The sequence below is a fragment of the Kribbella sp. NPDC049174 genome, from assembly GCF_043197365.1.
Lineage (GTDB): Bacteria > Actinomycetota > Actinomycetes > Propionibacteriales > Kribbellaceae > Kribbella.
On record NZ_JBICSZ010000003.1, the window covers coordinates 592,522 to 611,263 of the forward strand.

At 68.9% G+C, this 18,742-nt stretch carries 17 protein-coding genes; 12 read left to right on the plus strand and 5 right to left on the minus strand.

Going from position 1 to position 18,742, the window contains the following annotated elements; genetic code table 11:
• Positions 1 to 84: 84 nt before the first annotated feature.
• The 3 genes from ACGFIF_RS20165 to ACGFIF_RS20175 are packed head-to-tail and all read left to right on the plus strand — an operon-like array spanning position 85 to position 5,356.
• Positions 85 to 2,013 (plus strand): prolyl oligopeptidase family protein, encoded by a 1,929-nt coding sequence (locus ACGFIF_RS20165; protein ID WP_393156300.1) that lies wholly within the window; start codon positions 85 to 87, stop codon positions 2,011 to 2,013.
• Positions 2,010 to 3,662 carry an ABC transporter ATP-binding protein gene (locus ACGFIF_RS20170; protein ID WP_393156302.1) on the plus strand — a complete coding sequence of 551 codons (1,653 nt, stop codon included), beginning with the start codon at positions 2,010 to 2,012 and terminating at the stop codon, positions 3,660 to 3,662. The genes ACGFIF_RS20165 and ACGFIF_RS20170 overlap by 4 nt, the downstream gene beginning before the upstream one ends.
• On the plus strand, positions 3,659 to 5,356 hold the full coding sequence (locus tag ACGFIF_RS20175) for an ABC transporter ATP-binding protein (protein WP_393156303.1): 1,698 nt from the start codon (positions 3,659 to 3,661) through the stop codon (positions 5,354 to 5,356). The genes ACGFIF_RS20170 and ACGFIF_RS20175 overlap by 4 nt, the downstream gene beginning before the upstream one ends.
• On the opposite strand, the gene ACGFIF_RS20180 is transcribed toward ACGFIF_RS20175, so the two are convergent.
• Positions 5,335 to 5,940 carry a DNA-binding response regulator gene (locus tag ACGFIF_RS20180; RefSeq protein WP_393156305.1) on the minus strand — a complete coding sequence of 202 codons (606 nt, stop codon included), beginning with the start codon at positions 5,938 to 5,940 and terminating at the stop codon, positions 5,335 to 5,337. The two genes, ACGFIF_RS20175 and ACGFIF_RS20180, sit on opposite strands and share 22 nt — an antisense overlap.
• Between ACGFIF_RS20180 and ACGFIF_RS20185 the strand changes: the two genes are divergently transcribed.
• Both ACGFIF_RS20185 and ACGFIF_RS20190 read left to right on the plus strand, forming a co-directional pair.
• Positions 5,939 to 6,202, plus strand: coding sequence for a hypothetical protein (locus tag ACGFIF_RS20185; RefSeq protein ID WP_393156306.1), 264 nt, complete (start codon positions 5,939 to 5,941; stop codon positions 6,200 to 6,202). The genes ACGFIF_RS20180 and ACGFIF_RS20185 overlap by 2 nt on opposite strands.
• A 166-nt stretch (positions 6,203 to 6,368) precedes the next feature.
• A complete protein-coding gene (locus ACGFIF_RS20190; RefSeq protein ID WP_393156307.1) occupies positions 6,369 to 6,983 on the plus strand; it encodes a transglycosylase family protein in 615 nt (204 codons plus the stop codon).
• Positions 6,984 to 7,167: 184 nt separating this feature from the next.
• Here ACGFIF_RS20190 and ACGFIF_RS20195 read toward each other — a convergent pair whose 3' ends face one another.
• From ACGFIF_RS20195 to ACGFIF_RS20205, 3 genes are read right to left on the minus strand one after another with little or no spacing between them, the layout of a single operon-like run.
• Positions 7,168 to 7,818 carry a hypothetical protein gene (locus ACGFIF_RS20195; RefSeq protein ID WP_393156309.1) on the minus strand — a complete coding sequence of 217 codons (651 nt, stop codon included), beginning with the start codon at positions 7,816 to 7,818 and terminating at the stop codon, positions 7,168 to 7,170.
• 5 nt (positions 7,819 to 7,823) lie between these two features.
• Positions 7,824 to 8,465: a Pr6Pr family membrane protein gene (locus tag ACGFIF_RS20200; RefSeq protein WP_393156310.1), complete on the minus strand. Its 642-nt coding sequence runs from the start codon at positions 8,463 to 8,465 to the stop codon at positions 7,824 to 7,826.
• Between the two features lie 40 nt (positions 8,466 to 8,505).
• Complete coding sequence (locus ACGFIF_RS20205) at positions 8,506 to 9,054, minus strand: 2TM domain-containing protein (RefSeq protein ID WP_393156312.1); 549 nt, start codon at positions 9,052 to 9,054, stop codon at positions 8,506 to 8,508.
• Positions 9,055 to 9,132: 78 nt separating this feature from the next.
• On the opposite strand from ACGFIF_RS20205, the gene ACGFIF_RS20210 reads away from it, so the two are divergent.
• The 3 genes from ACGFIF_RS20210 (at position 9,133) to ACGFIF_RS20220 (ending at position 12,466) form a co-directional block, all read left to right on the plus strand.
• Positions 9,133 to 9,732, plus strand: a complete 600-nt coding sequence (locus ACGFIF_RS20210; RefSeq protein ID WP_393156314.1) for a TetR/AcrR family transcriptional regulator — start codon at positions 9,133 to 9,135, stop codon at positions 9,730 to 9,732.
• Positions 9,733 to 9,824: 92 nt separating this feature from the next.
• A complete protein-coding gene (locus ACGFIF_RS20215; protein ID WP_393156315.1) occupies positions 9,825 to 10,337 on the plus strand; it encodes an AAA family ATPase in 513 nt (170 codons plus the stop codon).
• A gap of 35 nt (positions 10,338 to 10,372) precedes the next feature.
• Positions 10,373 to 12,466 carry a molybdopterin-dependent oxidoreductase gene (locus ACGFIF_RS20220; protein WP_393156317.1) on the plus strand — a complete coding sequence of 698 codons (2,094 nt, stop codon included), beginning with the start codon at positions 10,373 to 10,375 and terminating at the stop codon, positions 12,464 to 12,466.
• Here the strand turns inward: ACGFIF_RS20220 and ACGFIF_RS20225 are convergent.
• Positions 12,463 to 13,476, minus strand: a complete 1,014-nt coding sequence (locus tag ACGFIF_RS20225; protein WP_393156319.1) for a LacI family DNA-binding transcriptional regulator — start codon at positions 13,474 to 13,476, stop codon at positions 12,463 to 12,465. The two genes, ACGFIF_RS20220 and ACGFIF_RS20225, sit on opposite strands and share 4 nt — an antisense overlap.
• Positions 13,477 to 13,748: 272 nt before the next feature.
• Here ACGFIF_RS20225 and ACGFIF_RS20230 point away from each other — a divergent pair, with 272 nt between their 5' ends.
• The 4 genes from ACGFIF_RS20230 to ACGFIF_RS20245 all read left to right on the plus strand — a co-directional run bounded on the left by ACGFIF_RS20230 (position 13,749) and on the right by ACGFIF_RS20245 (position 18,703).
• Complete coding sequence (locus ACGFIF_RS20230) at positions 13,749 to 14,498, plus strand: sugar phosphate isomerase/epimerase family protein (protein ID WP_393156320.1); 750 nt, start codon at positions 13,749 to 13,751, stop codon at positions 14,496 to 14,498.
• On the plus strand, positions 14,495 to 15,592 hold the full coding sequence (locus ACGFIF_RS20235) for a Gfo/Idh/MocA family protein (protein ID WP_393156321.1): 1,098 nt from the start codon (positions 14,495 to 14,497) through the stop codon (positions 15,590 to 15,592). Before ACGFIF_RS20230 ends, ACGFIF_RS20235 begins: the two co-directional genes overlap by 4 nt.
• A 10-nt stretch (positions 15,593 to 15,602) precedes the next feature.
• On the plus strand, positions 15,603 to 16,211 hold the full coding sequence (locus tag ACGFIF_RS20240) for an SGNH/GDSL hydrolase family protein (RefSeq protein WP_393156323.1): 609 nt from the start codon (positions 15,603 to 15,605) through the stop codon (positions 16,209 to 16,211).
• 74 nt (positions 16,212 to 16,285) lie between these two features.
• A complete protein-coding gene (locus ACGFIF_RS20245) occupies positions 16,286 to 18,703 on the plus strand; it encodes a glycoside hydrolase family 2 protein (protein WP_393156324.1) in 2,418 nt (805 codons plus the stop codon).
• Positions 18,704 to 18,742 lie beyond the last annotated feature (39 nt).

Consider the following 18,742-nt stretch of genomic DNA (forward strand, 5'->3'; position numbering starts at 1 on the left):
AACGGGCCGCAGCGCTCGCCCGCTCGGCCCGTGCGCGCCCCCAGCAACGGCTCGTGTTCTTCTCAGTCGGAAGGAGCACCGCACTTGTCCAACCCCGTGCAGTCCTATCCATGCGCCGAGCGGCTCCCGCTCGTGGAGCAGGTGCACGGCCACCCCGTCGCGGACCCGTACCGCTGGCTCGAGGACGCGACGTCCGCCGACACCCAGCAGTGGCAGGCGAGCCAGGACGAGCTCTGGCTGCACCACGCCGCCACACTGTCCGGCCGGTTCCGGTTCCGCACCCGGGTGAAGATCCTTTCGAACGTCGGCACCGTCTCGTCCCCGACCTGGCGCGGCAGCCGCTGCTTCACCGTCCGCCGCGACCCGGGGCAACAACATCCCGTCCTGTACGTCGACGAAACGATCCTCGTCGACCCGATTCAGCTCGACCCGTCCGGGCTCACCACCCTGGACAGCTGGCAACCGTCGCCCGACGGCGATCTCGTGGCGTTCCAGGTCTCCCGAGGTGGCGACGAGCAGTCCGTCCTCCACGTCCTCGACGTGACCACCGGCGACGTCGTGGACGGCCCGATTGACGGCTGCCGATACTCCCCCATCGCCTGGCTCCCGGACGGAAAATCCTTCTATTACGTACGTTTCCGCCAGGTACGACGCCATACGCTCGGCGAGCCGGACACCACGGTCCTCGCCGACGAAGCGTCGTACGGGCTGGAGATCAGCAACGACGGGCGCTGGCTCACGATCTCAGCCGTCCGCGGTACGGCGAACGACCTCTGGCTGGCCGACCTCAGCATCGACGAGCCGCCCACTCCGATCCAGCAAGGCGTCGACGCACTCACCGTGATGTCGGTCGGCCCGGACGGTCGCCTGTACGTCGTCACGACGAAGGACGCCCCGACCGGCCGGATCTGCATCGGGGATCCCGCCAGCCCACGTGTCTGGCACGAGTTCATCAGCCCCGGCGCACCACTGACCGGCCTCGCGGTCCTCGACGACGTACTGCTCGTCAGCACGACCAGCGAGATCGCCGTCCACGACCGCGCCACCGGCAACCGGATCGGCGACGTCGAACTACCCGGCGTCGGCTCGATCGGATCCTTGACCACCCGCCCGGACGGCGGACACCAAGCCTGGTTCAGCTACACCGACAGCGTCACGCCATCAGCCGTCTACTGCTACGACGACACAACCGGCCGTACGGCGCTGTGGTCCCAAGCGCCAGGCGCAACAGCAGAAGCCGTGTCACACCGAATCACCTGCACCGCCCCGGACGGCACCGAGCTCGAACTGCGGGCGATCGCCAAGCCGGGCCATCACGGTCCGCGGCCCACGATCCTCTACGGGTACGGCGGTTTCGGCCGGTCGCTCACTCCGACGTACTCGGCCTTCACCGTCGCGTGGGTCGAAGCCGGCGGTGTCTTCGTGACGGCCAACGTCCGGGGCGACGCAGCGTCCCACCGGGCCGGCATCCTCGACCAGAAGCAGCAGGTCTTCGACGACTTCATCGCCGCAGCCGAGCACCTGATCGCGGAGGGGTGGACCACTGCGGACCAGCTCGCGCTGTGCGGTGAGTCGAACGGCGGTCTCCTGGTCGCTGCCGCGCTGACCCAACGCCCGGAGTTGTTCGCCGCCGCCGTCTGCTCAGCGCCGTTGACGGACATGGTCCGCTACGAACTGTCCGGACTGGGCGAGCGCTGGGTGCCGGAGTTCGGATCCGCAACGGATCCCCAGCAGTTCGCGAACCTGCTGTCGTACTCGCCATACCACCGGGTGACAGACAGCGTGAGGTATCCGGCCGTTCTGTTCACTGTGTTCGGCAACGACACCCGCGTAGATCCCTTGCACGCGAGGAAACTCGCCGCCGCGCTGCAGCACGCCACTGCCAGTCAGCGGCCAGTCCTCCTCAGACTCGACCCAGACGCAGGTCACGCGACCGGAGCGGCCGGCAAGGGCATCAGCTTGGCGGCCGACATGCTGGCGTTCGTCGCCGAGCAGACCGGGCTGGACACATGATCACCTTCGGATCGGTGGTCAAGCACGGCCGGGGCTGGTTGCCGCTCATCGGGTTGAACGCGCTGATCGGCAGCAGCGTGACCCTGGCGCTGCCCACGATCCTCGGCCGTTCGGTCGACTCGATCGTCGCCGGCACCGGCTACACGCAATGGCTGATGGCAGCGGCAGGCTTCATCGCACTCGGGATCGCGGCCAGCCTGATCGACGCGTTCGCCGGCGCCGCCTGTGTCGCCGAGACCACTGCCTGGTTGCGGCACCGCCTGGTCAAGCAGATCGTCCACGGCGGCCCGGAAGGCACTCGCGACTTCGAGACCGGCGATCTCGTCACCCGCGTCTCCGCGAACGCCACCGACGCCGCTCAGGCCGGCCCGGCGGCCGTCACCGCGATCGCCGCCATCGCACCGCCCGCCGGAAGTCTCGTCCTGTTGGCCGTGATCGATCCTTGGCTGGCCGCGGCCTTCTTCGGCGGCGTGCTGCTGGTGATCGCGGTCCTCTGGACCTTCGCCCGACGGACAGCCGACGTCAGCCTCGCCTACCAGGAGACCCAGGGCCGGATCGCCTCACTCCTGTCCGAGTCGCTCACCGGCATCCGCACGATTGCAGCCGCCGGTACGACGGCCCGTGAGGAGCGACGCATCCTCAGTCGCCTCCCCGAGCTCCACAAGCACGGCGTCGTCACCTGGCGCATCCTGGCCCGCTCCGGCGCGCAGGCCGCGGTCGTCGGTCCGCTCGTGCTGGTCGCCGTACTGGCGGTCGGCGGTCTCCAACTCGTGGCCGGTCAGATCACCGCCGGCGAACTGTTCGCCGCGTCCCAGTACGCCGTCCTCGGCGCCGGCCTGGGCAACCTGACCGGCGTGATCGGGGAGATCGCCCGAGCGCGCGCCGGTGTGCACCGGACAGCCGAGGTGTTGTCGACGGAGACCATCGGGTACGGGACGTTGCCGATCCCGACCGGGCCCGGACAATTGACGTTCGACAGCGTCAGCGTGGTGGCGGGCGGGAATGTCCTGCTGGACAACGTGACGCTCGACCTGCCCGGTGGTGCGACCGTGGCCGTCGTCGGTCCGAGCGGAGCCGGGAAGTCGATCCTCGCCGCGGTTGCCGCGCGGCTGCGCGATCCGTCGAATGGTCAGGTGTCGCTGGACGGCGTACCGCTGCAAGCAGTCAGCCGGCGGGCGCTGCGCAGTGCGGTCGGGTGCGCGTTCGAGCGCCCGCAACTGGTCGGTCGCACCATCGGTGACGCGATCGAGCCGAGAGCCGTCAGCCCGGTCCGGACCCTGGCGGCCGCCCGCGCGACGCATGCGCACGACTTCGTCAGCCGCCTGCCGGACGGGTACTTCACGTCGTTGCGCAAGGCACCGATGTCCGGCGGTGAGCGGCAACGACTCGGGCTGGCGCGGGCCTGGTCGGCGAACCGGCTGCTGGTGCTCGACGACGCCACCTCGAGCCTCGACACCGCGACCGAGCTGCAGATCAGCCGCACCCTCACCGAGGACCGGCACCACCGCACCCGGCTCATCATCACCCACCGTCCCGCGACCGCGGCCCGCGCCGACCTCGTCGTCTGGCTCGACCACGGCCAGGTCCGCGCCGTCGCCCCGCACGCCGACCTCTGGCAGAACTCCTCGTACCGCGAGGTCTTCGGTTGAGACGAGAGCTCTCGTACGGCGCCCGCGCACTCCGGAACCGCTCGGCCCTGAAACTGGTCGCGTGGTCGGTCCCGGAGATCCTGCCGACCGCGGTGTACGGCATCGCGGTCGCGCGGGCGACGGACAACTTCCTCGCCGGGCACGCCTGGCAAGGGATCGCCTGGCTCGGCGGACTGATCGTGGCCGCGGGCCTGGGCTCGGCCGGCGCGAAGCAGGTCTACGGCCGGCTCGGCGATCTGGTCGAGCCGGTTCGGGACGATCTGGTCCGACGGGTGGTCGCCGGCGCACTGCGCACGGGTGACGACAGTGCCGTGGCCCGGCTGAACCGGCAGGTCGAGATCGTCCGGGACACGTTCGCCGGTCTCGTTCTGGTGATCCGCAGTTTCGCGGTCACGTTGTTCGGCGTACTGGCCGGCCTGTTGTCGTTGGCGCCGGTGGTCGCGGCGTTCGTCGTACCGCCGTTCCTGCTCGGGTTCGCGTTGTCCCTGGCGGTGCTGGGGATGGCGGCGGATCGGGTCCGGGCGTCGTTGAAGGCCGATGAGGATCTGGCCGCCTCGGCCGGGATGGTATTCGGCGGCGTACGGGACATCACGGCGAGCGGGACCGAGGAGTACGCCGAGCAACTGGTCGGCGAACCGATCGAGGCGCACGCGACAGCAGAGCGCGCCTTGGCCAAGGTGGCCGCGCTCCGCACCCTGTGTTTCGCGGTCGGTGGCTGGTTGCCGCTGCTGATCCTGCTGGCGATCGGGCCGTGGCTGGTCGGGCGCGGCGTGAGCACCGGCACGCTGCTCGGTGGGCTGACGTATGTACTGATCGGTTTGCAGCCCGCGCTCAACACGGTGCTGAGTGCGTTGGGCGACAGCGGGCTGCGGTACGTGATCACGCTCGGGCGGATCCTGGACTCGGCGGCGCCGGTCGAGCGGCCGCGGCGGGTCGACGTGGTGCAGGGGTATCAGGTGCGGATGCGTGGGTTGACCTTCGCGTACGGGCCCAACGCCGAGCCGGTGCTCGACCAGCTCGAGCTGACGGTGGCCGAGGGCGAGCATCTCGCGGTGGTCGGGCCGAGCGGGATCGGTAAGTCGACGTTGGCCGGGCTCGTCTGCGGGATGCTCAAACCGACCCGCGGCCGGTTGCTGCTGGGCGACGTACTGCCCGTTGAGCTCACGACGGAGGCGCTGGCGGCGACGCGGGTGCTGATCCCGCAGGAGGCGTACGTGTTCAGCGGGTCGGTGCTGGACAACCTGGTCTACTTGTTGCCTGATGCAACGGTGCCGGAAGTCGAGGAAGCCGTCGCGGCGATCGGGGCCGGCGCGCTGATCGAGCGGATCGGCGGGTTGGCCGCTGAGGTGAAGCCGGGTGAGCTGTCGGCCGGCGAGCGGCAGTTGATCGCACTCGTCCGTGCGTACCTGTCGCCGGCGCCTCTCGTCGTGCTCGATGAGGCGACCTGCTTCCTGGACCCGGAGGCCGAGCGGCGGGCCGAGGAAGCCTTCGCCCAGCGGGGCGGCACGCTGATCGTGATCGCGCACCGGATCAGCTCGGCCCTGCGCGCGCGACGCATCCTGGTCCTGGACGGCAACAAGGCGACCATCGGCACGCACGCCACGCTCATGCGCACGTCCCGCCAGTACCGCGAGCTCCACGGCCACTGGGCCCCGACGACCACCCAGCGGCGTCAGATCCAGCCGGCGTCCTGAGCCTTCCGGATCGCCTCGATACGACTGCGCGCTCCCGTCTTGGCGAGGATGCGGGACAGATAGTTGCGCACCGTGCCCGCGCTCAGGCTGAGGGTGCGGGCGATCTCCTGCGCGGTGGCACCGGTGGTGACCTGGCGCAGCACCTCGCACTCGCGATCGGTGAGCGGATTGTCGCCCGCCTTCAACGCGGCGACAGCAAGGCGTACGTCGACCACCGGCAAGCCCTTCGCCACATCGCGAACCGCCTGCACCAGTTGATCCGTCGTCGCATCCGTCGCGATCAGACCGATTCGCGGCGCCTGCTTCACCAGGGCCAGGCTGGTCGCGGCGATCGCCTCGTGATCGATCAGCACGAGTACGCCGGGGCCGGTGAGCTTCCGGCACAGGTCCTCGATCCGGATCCGCCCTGGGAGCTGTGGATCGAGCAGTACGACGTGCGGCCGTCGGCCGGCCACGTGCAGGACGTCCTCCGACCGGTCCAGCTCGGCCACCACGTCCAGATCGTTCTCCCTTGCCAGCATCGCGGCCAGTGCACCACGCACCAATGTGCCGCGATGGCCGAGAGCTACTCGGATCACCGCCATGCCCCCATCACGTCCGTCGCCTCATCCGCCGGCCGCCGCCCACGAATCCGACATCCGGACGGCGGTGCCCGTGTTTCATCAACGACTCAACCGCCGCGATGACACGCGCAACTGCGGGAAACCGATCGGTCCGCGGCGGAAACCGGGCTGTTTCGAGCGCTTGGATACCACCGAACGTCAACGCTCAAACACGGAGGAAACCGTTCTGTTGTTGGGATTTCGCTTCATCAAGGGCAAGAAAAAACCGGGGCAGATTCGGTGAATGGTCTTGCGCTCCCGGCCCAGGTCGCACAGGATGACTCAGGTCGCGTCGTTACCGTGGCGTGACCATTCGGACGCTGTCCTGTGACCTGCCCGGATGCCCCCTCCCCTGCACGGGGGGCCTGGTGAGTTCCACCATGCCCAAGCTCACGAGGAGCGCACTTCTGATGGCCAAAGCACGACATGCGCGCCCCCGGCGAAGTACCCGCCGGGTGGCCCGGACCCTCTCCATTGCCGGCCTCGGGGCCGGTATCACAGCCGCCGGCGCGGGCGCGGCGTTCGCGACCGACTACACGGTCAAGCCTGGCGACACCCTCTCCGAGATCGCTCAGGCCAACGGTGCCGACTGGAGGCAGCTGGCCGAGCTCAACAACCTGAAGGACCCCGATCTGATCCTGATCGGGCAGACCCTGTCGCTGGACGGTGTGAAGAAGGCCACCGCGCCGCGCAAGGTCACCACGAAGAAGGTCGAGACCAAGAAGGTCCGCAAGACCGAACGCAGGGTGCGCACCAGCCGCTCCGAGGACCGTCCCTCGAAGAGCGTCAGCATGAGTGCCGCCTGGCGGAAGGTCGCGGAATGTGAGTCCGGTGGCAACCCGCGCGCGGTGAACCCGGCCGGTTACTACGGGCTGTTCCAGTTCGACCTGCAGACCTGGCGCAGCGTCGGCGGCTCCGGCAACCCGGCGAAGGCGTCGGCGGCCGAGCAGCTGATGCGCGCGAAGAAGCTGTACTCCCAGCGCGGCGCCCAGCCGTGGCCGGTGTGCGGCCGCTATCTCCGCTGACACTCTCCATCCGGTCGGTGCGGCGGTAGACCGTCCTCCCGTCGTACCGACCGGTCTCAGCACACACAGCCACCGCGGTAGCCGCGGCGGCGCGTAGTCAGCTTGCGTTTGGCGCCTCCCACCCCTCGTGGCGGGTTAGTGCGCAACTCATCCGTGATCGCGAACGGGTGGGGGGCACCAGACGTCAGCTGCGGGTCAGCACCAACATCTCGTTGGCACCCACCTGGAACTCGTACGGCACCTTGCGGATCTCCCAGGTGACGCCGTCCAGCGCCTGCAGCAGGTCCGGGAGATACGGCACCGGATCACCGGCACCCTGCATCACCAACGGGAAGATGCGGACCTCGCGGTTGCTGACCCGGATCAGCTCGCGCAGCGACGCGAGATGCCAGTCCCGGTCGTACTTGTCGGCCCAGGTGAACAACAGGTGCGAGCAAAGCACCAGCTCGAAGCGCCTGTCCCCGAAGGGCAGTTCCGGCAGCCCGGCCGCGACATAACGCTCGGGCGCTACCGCCACGTCCTGCAGGAAGGCGTCGGCCGCCTCGATCCTGTACTGGTCCTTCCGCTCCGGCGACCCGTACCAGTGCCAGACGAAGCTCCCCGAGTGCTCGTCGACGATCCCGGCGGTCGCGGGCAGGCTCCGCCGGACCGTGTCCACGAGTTCGGCGGGCTCGAGCTCGTACGCCGGATCGGCGGCGATCGCGTCGACACCGCGGGCGGCGGCCTCGGCGGTGAAGCCCGCACCACCCGCACAGCAGTCGAGGATCGAGTCGGGGAGTTCGGTCAGGTCGAACATCGCTTCGTACTCGGCGTACGAGCGAGAGGTCACCAGCACGGGTCTTACCTTTCGACGGTTGTCTTCCGGTGCAACCGGCGATCGAGGGAGGTGGCCCCCGCCGCCAGAGCCAGGAACAGTACCGCGACCAGCAGACAGTTCAGCAGCACCCGCGGATAACCGTGCTCGGCGACGTCGACGAACGGGTACGGGTAGAACCCGACGAACTCGCCGCGGACCAGCGTGAACACCAGCCACAGCAGCGGGAACACGAGGGACCAGGCAACGATGCGCGGATCGGTCCGCCCGCGCGGTCCGAACAGCAGCCAGCCCAGTACGCCGACCACCGGCGCGGCCGTGTGCAGCAGGAAGTTCGCGACCGCGGCCCACCCGGACAGGTCGTCCAGCCCCGCGAGCGCCACGTGGTAGACGATCCCGGTCACTGCGATGCACAGGACGCCGTTCAGCCGCAGTGTCTTGAACAACGTGCTCTGCGGCCGGTCCGGCTGCAGCGCGAGCATCAGCGCCGTCCCACCGAGCAACAGGTTCGACTGGATCGTGAAGTACGCGAACACGTTGAACACCCGGTCCGGATTGTCCGGGAAGAACCCCTCGGTCCCGTTCGCCGTCACGATCAGCTGCACCACGATCCCGGCCGCCACGATCAGCGCGGTCAGCCCCGCCCAGCTACGCCCCGTCGTCGTCATGAACGCAATGTACGACGACGGGACGCCGGACTCCGGGACCTCAGACGGACTGCTTCTCCTTCTCGCGAGGCTCGGCGCCGTCGAAGCTATAGCTGAAGGAGACGATGGCGTCGATGACCAGGACGATCGTCCAGGTCCACGCCGGGCCGAGCAGGGCGTCGTACCCCTGGCCGGAGAGGACGCCGAGGCCGAGCATGATGCCGGAGCCGACGACGTACGCGAGCAGGTGACGGAACCAGCCGGCGCGCTCGCGGCGGGCCCGTTCCGCGCCACCCTTCGGCGGCTTCACCGGACGCGGCGCACCAGCCAGGTAGTGCGCGGCCCATCGGTCCGCCCACTTCAGCGTCTGATGCCCGAATCCGACGCTGACGCCGATGAAGATCGCGGCCAGTGAGTGCTTGAACGACGGCTCACCACCGCGCTGGATGTCGATCACGCCGGCGACCAGCATCACGACGTCGACCAGCGGTACGCCGGCCAGCAGCACCATCCCCGCCTTCGGCAGCCGGAGCAGGTACCGCGTCGCCAGGCCGGCAGCAAGCAGGACCCAGAAGCCGATCTCACACGCGGCGATCACAGCGATCAGCACAGCGGTTCACCCTCCCGAGATTTATTCAGTACGACCGTGTTACAACCGACTCTAACACGTTCGTGCTAAAAAGGGCGCATGCCGAAGATCGTCGACCACGAGGCCCGCCGCGAGGAGATCGCCGAAGCGCTCTGGCGGGTGGTCCGCCAGGACGGCATCCGGGCCGCCTCGGTCCGGACCATCGCCGCCGAGGCCGGCTGGTCCGCGGGCGCCGTCCGCTACTACTTCCCGGACCAGGCCGGTCTGCTCAGCTTCGCGATGGATCTGGTCTCCCGCCGGGTGACCGAGCGGATCAGCGCACTGCAGCCGACAGGCGACGCGCCCACCGCCGTACTGCGCTATCTCGAGGAGGTGATCCCGCTCGACGCCGAGCGGCGGGCCGAGTTCGATATCTGGATGTCGTTCATGGCTCAGGCCCAGGCCGAATCCGGCGCCGGCGACCTGCGCGAGCACGTCGACAAGGTGCACGACGACCTGCGCGGACTGTGCGAGATGTTGCTCGAGGCGCTGGCCAAGGACGGCGTGCTCCGCGACGGGACGGATCTGCGCCGCGAGGTCGAACGTTTGCATGCCCTGATCGACGGACTGGCACTGCATGCCTCGTTCCAGCCCGGCCGCACCACCCCGGCCCGGGTCCGGCAGATCCTGCGCCATCACCTCGACGGCCTGCTGGCCTGAAACCCCTTACAAACGGAGCTTTTCTGTCCGAGGACAGACAAGAATCGCCGGGACCGGACCAAAACCTTGTCCCGCGTGGCACGATCACCTCCATGGAGTCCGAGGGGGTGATCGTCGTCAGTGGAATCAGGGCGGCCGGGAAGTCGACGGTCTCGCAGTTACTGGCCGAAAGATTCCAGTACGGCGTCCATCTCCGCGGCGATGTGTTCCGCCGGATGATCGTCAGCGGGCAGGCCTCGATGGCCGACGACAGCGCCGCGGCCCAGCGGCAACTTCAGCTGCGCTACCGGCTCGCCTGTCAGGCCGCCGACGGGTACGCCGATGCAGGTTTCACCGTGGTTCTGCAGGACGTCGTGATCGGTGAGTTACTGCGTGAGTTCCTGGACGGAATCCGGACCAGACCGCGCTACCTCGTCGTACTGACGCCGCGGCCCGAGGTCATCTCGAGCCGGCTCGGTGGGGCACATCACCTGGTCGACGAACTCGACTACGAGCTGCACGCCTTCACCCCACGCCGCGGCCTCTGGCTCGACAACTCCGACCTGTCCGCCGGGGAAACCGTCGACGCGATCCTGGGCCGGCTCGACGAGGCGCGCTTCGAGTGATGACCGGACAGGCTACTCAGGGGTAGTTTGGCTGGATGGCGACCACGGTACGGCGGACCTCGTGCAATCTGTGTGAAGCGATCTGCGGTGTGCTCGTGACGGTCGAGGACGGCCGGGTGACCGACATCCGCGGCGACGAGTCGGATCCCCTCTCCCGCGGCCACATCTGCCCGAAGGCGGTGGCGCTCCGCGACCTCCAGGACGACCCGGACCGGTTGACCACGCCGGTCCGACGGACCGCGGACGGCTGGCAGGAGATCGGCTGGGACGCGGCGTACGACCTGGTCGTCGGCCGGTTGACCGAGGTCCAGCGCGACCACGGCAAGAACGCGGTCGGTGTCTATCTCGGCAACCCGAACGTGCACAGCCTCGGCGCACTGACCCACATGCCGACGATGGTGCGGCAGCTCAAGACGAGGAACCGGTTCAGCGCGACGTCGATCGACCAGCTTCCGCACATGCTCGCGTCGTACCTGTTGTACGGGCATCAGCTGATGATCGCGGTCCCGGACATCGACCGGACGTCGTACCTGTTGATGCTCGGCGCCAACCCGCTCGCCTCGAACGGCAGCATGATGACCGCGCCCGGTTTCGGCCGGCGCCTCAAGGAGCTCCAGAAGCGCGGCGGCAAGGTCGTCGTCATCGATCCCCGCCGGACCGAGACCGCCGCGATCGCCGACGAGCACCACTTCGTCCGGCCCGGCACCGACGCGACCTTCCTGCTCGCGCTCATCCACCAGGTGATCGCCAACGGTCACGCCAAGGCGGCGTCGTACGTCGACGGCCTCGAGGCGGTCGAGCAGGCAGTCGAGCCGTGGACCCCCGAACGGGCGGCCGGGATCACTGGGATCGACGCGGAGGTGATCCGGCGGATCGCGGACGAGTTCGTGGCGGCCGGCCGGGCCGCCTGTTACGGACGCGTCGGGGTGTCGACACAGCAGTTCGGCGCGGTCTGCCAGTGGGCGATCCAGGTGCTCAACATCATCACCGGCAACCTCGACCGGCCGGGCGGGACGATGTTCCCGCGGCCGGCACTGAACCCGCTGCTCGGTCTCGGCCGCGGGCATGTGGGCGTGTGGAAGAGCCGGGTCCGCGGGCTGCCCGAGTTCGGCGGAGAGCTGCCGGTGTCGACGATGGCCGAGGAGATCCTGACGCCGGGTGACGGCCGGATCCGGGCGATGGTGACGATCGCCGGCAACCCGGTCCTGTCCACGCCGAACGGCCGCAGACTCGACGAGGCTCTGGACACGCTCGACTTCATGGTCGCGGTCGACCCCTACATCAACGAGACCACCCGGCACGCCGACGTGATCCTGCCGCCCGCGCCGCCGCTCGAACGCGACCACTACGACGTGATCTTCCACCAGCTCGCCGTCCGCAACACAGCCCGCTGGAACGACGCCGTCCTGCCGAAACCCGAACAGGCACGGCACGACTGGGAGATCTTCCGCGATCTCGCCGTACGCCTGCTGAGTCGTACGCCGATGAGCCGCCGGAAGGTGATGGCCTCGGCGCGGCTGCGGATGTCGCCGCGGCGGATCGTCGACCTCGGACTGCGGATCGGGCCGTACCGGCTCTCGCTGCGCAAACTGCGGAACTCGCCGGGCGGAATCGACCTCGGACCGCTGCAACCCGCGCTCCCGGGGGCGCTGCACCACAAGACCAAGCGGATCGACCTCGCCCAGCGGATGATCCTGGACGACCTGCCCCGGCTGGAAGCGCTGGCGACCGGGAACGACGGCGAGCTGCTGCTGATCGGCCGCCGGCACCTGCGCAACAACAACTCGTGGATGCACAACTCGGCCCGGCTGGTGAAGGGCAAGCCGCGGCACCAGCTGCTGATGAACCCGGACGACCTGGCCAAACGCGACCTGGCGGACGGCCAGCTGGTCAACGTCAGCTCGGCGGCCGGCACCGTGGCGGTGGAGGTTGCCGCGAGCAACGACATGATGCCGGGTGTGGTCAGCCTGCCGCACGGTTTCGGTCATGGCCGGCCGGGCGCCCGGTTGTCGGTCGCGAACCAGGTCGCCGGGCCGAGCGCCAACGACGTCACCGACGCCGAGTTCACCGACACCGTGGCCGGCACCTCCGCGGTCAACGGCGTACCGGTCACGGTCACTGCCTGCTAGCCGGGCGGCGGACCGGAGCTGCCGCGGATGATCAGGAGCGGTGTCGAGTAGAGGTGGGCCTGCGGTCGCGCGCCGTCGAGGAGATCGAGTAGCCGGCAGGTGACCTCGGCGCCGTACCCGACAATGTTGTGGCTCATCGCGGTCAGGGTCGGATGCGTGTGCCGGCACAGGGTCGAGTCGTCCCAGGCGACCAGCGTGACGTCATCCGGCGACCGCAGTTCCAGCTCCTGGACGACGGCCAGACCGGCCACCGCCATCAGGTCGTTGTCGTAGATGATCGCGGTCGGCCGGGCGTCGGCGGTCATCAGCGCACGCGTCGCGGCGGCGCCTTCCTCGGCGGAGAAGTCGGTGTGCACCACCCGGACCTGGAGGCCGAGTCGCCGGCTCGCCGCCGTGAACGCCTGGTCCCGGATCCACACGTGGCCGTGCTCCGACGTACCGGCGACGCGGGCGATCGCGCGATGCCCGAGGGACGCGACATGCTCGACCGCGGCGTTCATCGCCGATGCCCCGTCGGTCCAGACGCAGGTCATACCGTCGGCCAGCGACGGGTCGCCGACCAGTACGGCCGGTACGCCGAGCCGGCGCAGCAACGGGATCCGCGGGTCGTCGACCCGCAGGTCCACCACGATCACGCCGTCGACCCGGCGCTCCGCGGCCCACTTCCGGTACGTCGCCAGCTCCGCGGGCAGATCGGCCACGACCTGGAGGGCGAGCGCGTACGACTTCTCGGCCAGCACCGACTCCACGCCACCGACGAAGCCCATGTAGAACGGCTCCTCACTCAGGGTCTTCGCGGTCCTGGCGAGGACGAGCCCGAACGTCTCGCTGCGTGCCGCGGACAACTGGCGGGCGGCCCGGTTCGGCACCCACTCCAGCTCCTCGGCGACCTTCAGGACCCGCGCCCGGGTGGCCTCGGAAACCCCCGGCTGATTGTTCAGTGCATACGACACCGCGCCTTTGGAGACGCCGGCCCGCCGGGCGATCTCCTTGATCGTGACTCGGGGCACGACGGCCTCCTTCGTAACGGGCGGCCGGACCGCTGACGGTCAGTCCGGAATCCTCCAGTGTGCGCCCGTTTCTACGCCGTGTCATCATGCAAGCGCGGAGAGTAATAGTTTGATCAAATCCACGGCCCGAGGTGACCGCCCAGTGGTTGGGCGGAGGGTGGTGTGGAGCGGCGCGATTGGGATACGGTTGCCGTCGTTACTTAACCGGTTCGGCAATCAAGCCGGCGTGGAACCCAGGGCAGCGGGCGAGGCGTCGGCGACGAGGAGAAACCATGGTCGCAGTGGACAACCTGTCCCTTCAGTTGTACACGGTCCGAGGCAAGCTCGAGGAGGACTTCGACGCCACCCTGGCACGGATCGCGGAGATCGGCTACACCAAGGTCGAGCCCTTCGGTGTCACCGCCTTCGCGGACCGCCTGGCCGAGGCGCTGCCCAAGTACGGCCTCTCGGCGCCCACCACGCACGCCGGCCTGCTCCGCGAGGACAGCGCCCCGATCTACGCCGCGGCGAAGCGGCTCGGCATCACCACCGTCATCGACCCGTTCGTCGACCCGGCCCGCTGGCAGGCCGCCGACGACATCAAGGCCACCGCCGAGGCACTGAACAAGGCCGCGATCGAGGCGGCCGACCACGGCATCACGGTCGGGTACCACAACCACCACTTCGAGCTCGAGTCCAAGGTCGACGGCGTGCACGCGCTCGAGATCCTGGTCGACAACCTGTCCGACGAGGTGATCCTCGAGGTGGACACCTACTGGGCCGCCGTCGGCGGTGCCGACGTACCGGCGCTGCTGGCCAAGTTCGGCGACCGGGTGACGGCGATCCACGTCAAGGACGGCGACGGGACGCTGGACAACAAGGCCCAGGTGGCGGTCGGCGACGGCACCATCGCGGTCGCGGACATCCTGGCCGCGGTCCCGAACGCGCTGCGGGTGGTCGAGCTGGACGACTTCAGCGGCGAGATCTTCGACGCCGTCGAGGGCAGCTACACGTTCCTGACCGGAGAGGGCGCACCTGCATGAGCGCAGTCGGCGTAGGTGTCATCGGCGCCGGGGTGATCTCGGACGCCTACATCAAGAGCATGCAGAGCTTCCCGGATCTGGCCGTTATCGCGATCGGCGACCTGCGGCCGGAGGCGGCGAAGGAGAAGGCGGAGCAGTACGGCATCGAGACCCACGGGGGTCCCGACGCGGTGCTGAACCACCCCGACGTCGAGATCGTGGTCAACCTGACCATTCCGATCGCCCACGTCGAGGTGGCGCTGGCTGCCGTTGCCGCAGGCAAGCATGTGTGGAGTGAGAAGCCGTTCTCACTCGACCAGGAGAGCGGCCTCAAGCTGCTGTCCACCGCTCAGGACGCCGGTCTGCGGCTCGGTTGCGCACCGGACACCATCCTGGGTCCGGGTCTGCAGGAGTCGCGCCGGATCATCGAGCGCGGTGAGATCGGTCAGCCGCTGACCGCGCTGACCCTGATGCAGTCCCCCGGCCCGGAGTCCTGGCACCCGAACCCGGCGTTCCTGTTCCAGGAGGGCGCGGGCCCGCTGTGGGACATCGGTCCGTACTACCTGACCACGCTGGTCCAGCTGTTCGGGCCGGTCGCGGCGGTGGCCGGGCTCGGTTCGAAGTCACGGGACAAGCGCACGATCGGATCGGGTCCGCTCGCGGGCACCGACTTCGACGTGACCGTGCCGACCCACGTCAGCGCGATCGCGCGGTTCGAGTCGGGGCAGTCGTCGCAGAGCATCTTCAGCTTCGACTCGCCGCTGTCCCGGGGCGGGTTCGTCGAGATCACCGGCTCCGAGGCGACGCTGGCCGTACCGGACCCGAACGGTTTCGACGGTGAGATCAAGATCCGCCGTCGTGGCGCCGACGAGTGGGAGACCGTCGCCGAGACCAAGGCAGTGGCTCAGCGTGGCACCGGCGTACTGGAGATGGCGCGGGCGATCCGGGCCGACCGGCCGCACCGGGCCTCCGGCGCGCTGGCGTTCCACATCGTCGACGTGATGGCCTCCATCACCGAGTCGATCGACACCGGCGCGTTCGTCGATGTGACCAGTACGGTCGAGGTCGCGGCGATCCTGCCGGACGACTGGGACGTCACCGCGGCCACGCTCTGAAATCGGCACCGTGACCTCACTACTGCTGGATCCCCGGCGAACCGTCGTGTTCGCCGGGGATTCCGTCACCGACTGCGGTCGCCGGACCGACCCCGACGCCCTCGGCACTGGGTACGTCCGGAACCTGTACGACGATCTCGGCGCGCGCCGGCCGCGGATCGTCAACGCCGGCATCAGCGGCAACCGGGCCGTCGACCTGGTCGGCCGCTGGTCCACCGACGTACTCGCGTACGAGCCGTCGCTGGTGTCGGTCCTGATCGGCATCAACGACACCTGGCGCCGGTACGACGAGGACGACCCGACCACGGCCGAGTCGTTCGAGGAGTCGTACCGGGCGTTGCTGGATCCGCTCACGTGTCCCGTCGTACTGGTCGAGCCGTTCCTGCTTCCGGTGAAGGACGGGCAGGAGACCTGGCGGGAGGACCTCGATCCGAAGCTCGATGTGGTCCGCAAACTCGCCGTCGAGTACGGCGCCATCCTGGTACCGGCCGATGTCGAGCTGAACCGGCAGGCGTCGCACCTCGGGGCAGCGACGCTGGCCGGCGACGGGGTGCACCCGACCGCCGCCGGGCATCGGGCGATCGCCGACCTGTGGCGACAGGTCGTCCTGGAAGACTGAAGGCACCGCTCCCGGCCCAGGGAGCGGTGTGCGCCAACTAAACCGGTTCACTCTGGAGAGCTCCTGTGACATCCGTGAAGACAGTCCCGCTGACCACCGAGGGCGGCGCCGCCTGGACCGTGCGTGCGCTCGACGGGCAGTTCGGCAAGACGATCCCCGCCACCGTTCCCGGTGAGGTCCACACCGACCTGCTCGCGGCCGGGGAGATCCCGGATCCGTTCGACGGGGACAACGAGTCCGCGCTGGCCTGGATCGGCCGGACCAGCTGGAGCTACCAGACGTCGTTCGACTGGACCGCCGATGGCAACGACGTCCAGGAACTGGTTGCCGAGGGGCTCGACACGGTCGCGACCATCACCCTGAACGGCCGGGAACTGGGCCGGACCGCGAACCAGCACCGGTCGTACCGGTTCGATGTCACCGGCCTGCTGGTGGCCGAGGGCAACGAGTTGGTGATCGAGTTCGCCGGGCCGGTGACGGCGGCCGAGGAAGTATCGGCTGGGTACGGGACGTGGCCGCACACGAATCTCCATCCGTACAACGCGTTGCGGAAGATGGCCAGCAACTACGGCTGGGACTGGGGACCGGATGTGGCGACCGTCGGGATCTGGCGGCCGATCCGGATCGAGTCGTGGTCCGGCGTCCGGATCGACTCGGTCCGTCCGCTCGCCGGTCTCGACGGCACCAACGGCGTACTGAACACCGAACTCACGCTGGCGTGGGCGGACGGGTTCAGCGAGGACGTGACCGTCACGGTCGAGGTCGGTGGGACGACCGCCGAGCTGACTGTTGCAGCTGGCACCGAGACGGCTTCGCTCACGTCGACCGTCGACGCGGTCGACGTCTGGTGGCCGCGCGGACACGGCGAACAGCCTTTGTACGACGTCACAGTCGCGGTGCACGAGGACCGTTGGCAGGGCCGGGTCGGGTTCCGGACCGTGTCGCTGAACGTCGACCCGGACGACAACGGCACCCAGTTCGTGCTGTCAGTCAACGACAAGCCGATCTACGTGCGCGGGGCGAACTGGATCCCGGACGACGCGTTCGTGACCCGGCTGAACCGGGCGACGTACGAGACCAGCATCCAGGACGCGGTCGACGCGGGGATGAACCTGCTGCGGGTCTGGGGTGGCGGGATCTACGAGAGCGAAGACTTCTACGACCTCTGCGACGAGCAGGGAATCCTTGTCTGGCAGGACTTCCTGTTCGCGTGTGCGGCGTACTCGGAGGACGAGGCGCTGGCCGGCGAGGTGGAGGCCGAGGCACGCGAGGCGGTCACCCGGCTCAGCCGGCACGCCAGTCTGACGGTGTGGAACGGCAACAACGAGAACATCTGGGGCTACGTCGAGTGGGGCTGGCGGGTGCCGCTGGCCGGCCGGCCGTGGGGTGCCGGGTACTACTTCGACCTGCTCCCCAAGATCGTGGCCGAGCTCGACCCGCGGACGCCGTACTCGCAGGGCAGCCCGTACTCGTTCGACCAGTTCATCCACCCGAACGACGAGCGCCACGGCACCATGCACATCTGGGACGTCTGGAACCAGGTGGACTACACGACGTACCGGAAGTACAAGCCGCGGTTCGTGTCGGAGTTCGGGTTCCAGGGGCCGCCGGCCTGGTCGACGCTGACCTCGGTCGTGCACGACGAGCCGCTGGACCCGTACGGCGAGCAGATGCTCGTGCACCAGAAGGCGTTCGAGGGCAACCTCAAGCTCGAGCGTGGACTGGGCAATCACCTGCCGAAGTGGAAGGACATCGACGACTGGCACTGGACGACCCAGCTGAACCAGGCGCGGGCGATTGCCTTCGGCATCGAACACTTCCGGAGTCTGTACCCGCTGAACACGGGCGCGGTCGTCTGGCAGCTGAACGACAACTGGCCGGTGGTCTCCTGGGCCGCAGTCGACGGTCACGGGATCCGGAAGCCACTGTGGTTCACGTTGAAGCGCGTGTACGCCGAACGCCTGCTGACTGTCCAGCCGCGGGAGAACGAGCTGGTGGTTGCCGCGCACAACGACACGGACACGACCTGGTCGACCGAGGTCACCGTCACCCGCCGGTCCACCGGCTCCGAGAGCTTTGCCAGGGAGACCTTCGCCCTGGAGGTCGAGCCGCGATCGGCGACGCTGAGCTCGCTGCCCGAGTCCATCACCAAGCCGTCCGACCCGACGCGTGAGTACCTCGAGGTCCGGGGCGCCGACGGCACAACGACGTACTGGTACTTCGTCGAGGACACTGCCCTGCGCCTGAGCGGAGACGCCTACGCCGCCTCGGTCACCGCGACGGCCGACGGGTACGACGTCACCGTCACGGCGACGGCCTTGGCCAAGGACCTCGCGTTGTTCCCGGACCGGCTGGACCCGGCGGCCCGGGTCGACTCCGGCCTCGTCACCCTCTCCGCCGGCGAGTCCCACACCTTCCACGTCACCGGTGCCGCTGCCCCCAGCATCGTCGGCGTACCCGTCCTGCGATCGGCCAACGACCTGGTGAGCTGAGGGGCTGCGCGGTCCGAGACCCCGGGGAGGTGGCAGGCT

What these genes read in the sequence shown, in the direction of transcription:
- ACGFIF_RS20170 (WP_393156302.1), top strand. Translation starts at nt 2,010, where the DNA reads ATGATCACCTTCGGATCGGTGGTCAAGCACGGCCGGGGCTGGTTGCCG.
- ACGFIF_RS20185 (WP_393156306.1), top strand. Translation starts at nt 5,939, where the DNA reads ATGCCCCCATCACGTCCGTCGCCTCATCCGCCGGCCGCCGCCCACGAA.
- ACGFIF_RS20180 (WP_393156305.1), bottom strand. Translation starts at nt 5,940, where the DNA reads ATGGCGGTGATCCGAGTAGCTCTCGGCCATCGCGGCACATTGGTGCGT.
- ACGFIF_RS20190 (WP_393156307.1), top strand. Translation starts at nt 6,369, where the DNA reads ATGGCCAAAGCACGACATGCGCGCCCCCGGCGAAGTACCCGCCGGGTG.
- ACGFIF_RS20200 (WP_393156310.1), bottom strand. Translation starts at nt 8,465, where the DNA reads ATGACGACGACGGGGCGTAGCTGGGCGGGGCTGACCGCGCTGATCGTG.
- ACGFIF_RS20210 (WP_393156314.1), top strand. Translation starts at nt 9,133, where the DNA reads ATGCCGAAGATCGTCGACCACGAGGCCCGCCGCGAGGAGATCGCCGAA.
- ACGFIF_RS20215 (WP_393156315.1), top strand. Translation starts at nt 9,825, where the DNA reads ATGGAGTCCGAGGGGGTGATCGTCGTCAGTGGAATCAGGGCGGCCGGG.
- ACGFIF_RS20220 (WP_393156317.1), top strand. Translation starts at nt 10,373, where the DNA reads ATGGCGACCACGGTACGGCGGACCTCGTGCAATCTGTGTGAAGCGATC.
- ACGFIF_RS20230 (WP_393156320.1), top strand. Translation starts at nt 13,749, where the DNA reads ATGGTCGCAGTGGACAACCTGTCCCTTCAGTTGTACACGGTCCGAGGC.
- ACGFIF_RS20235 (WP_393156321.1), top strand. Translation starts at nt 14,495, where the DNA reads ATGAGCGCAGTCGGCGTAGGTGTCATCGGCGCCGGGGTGATCTCGGAC.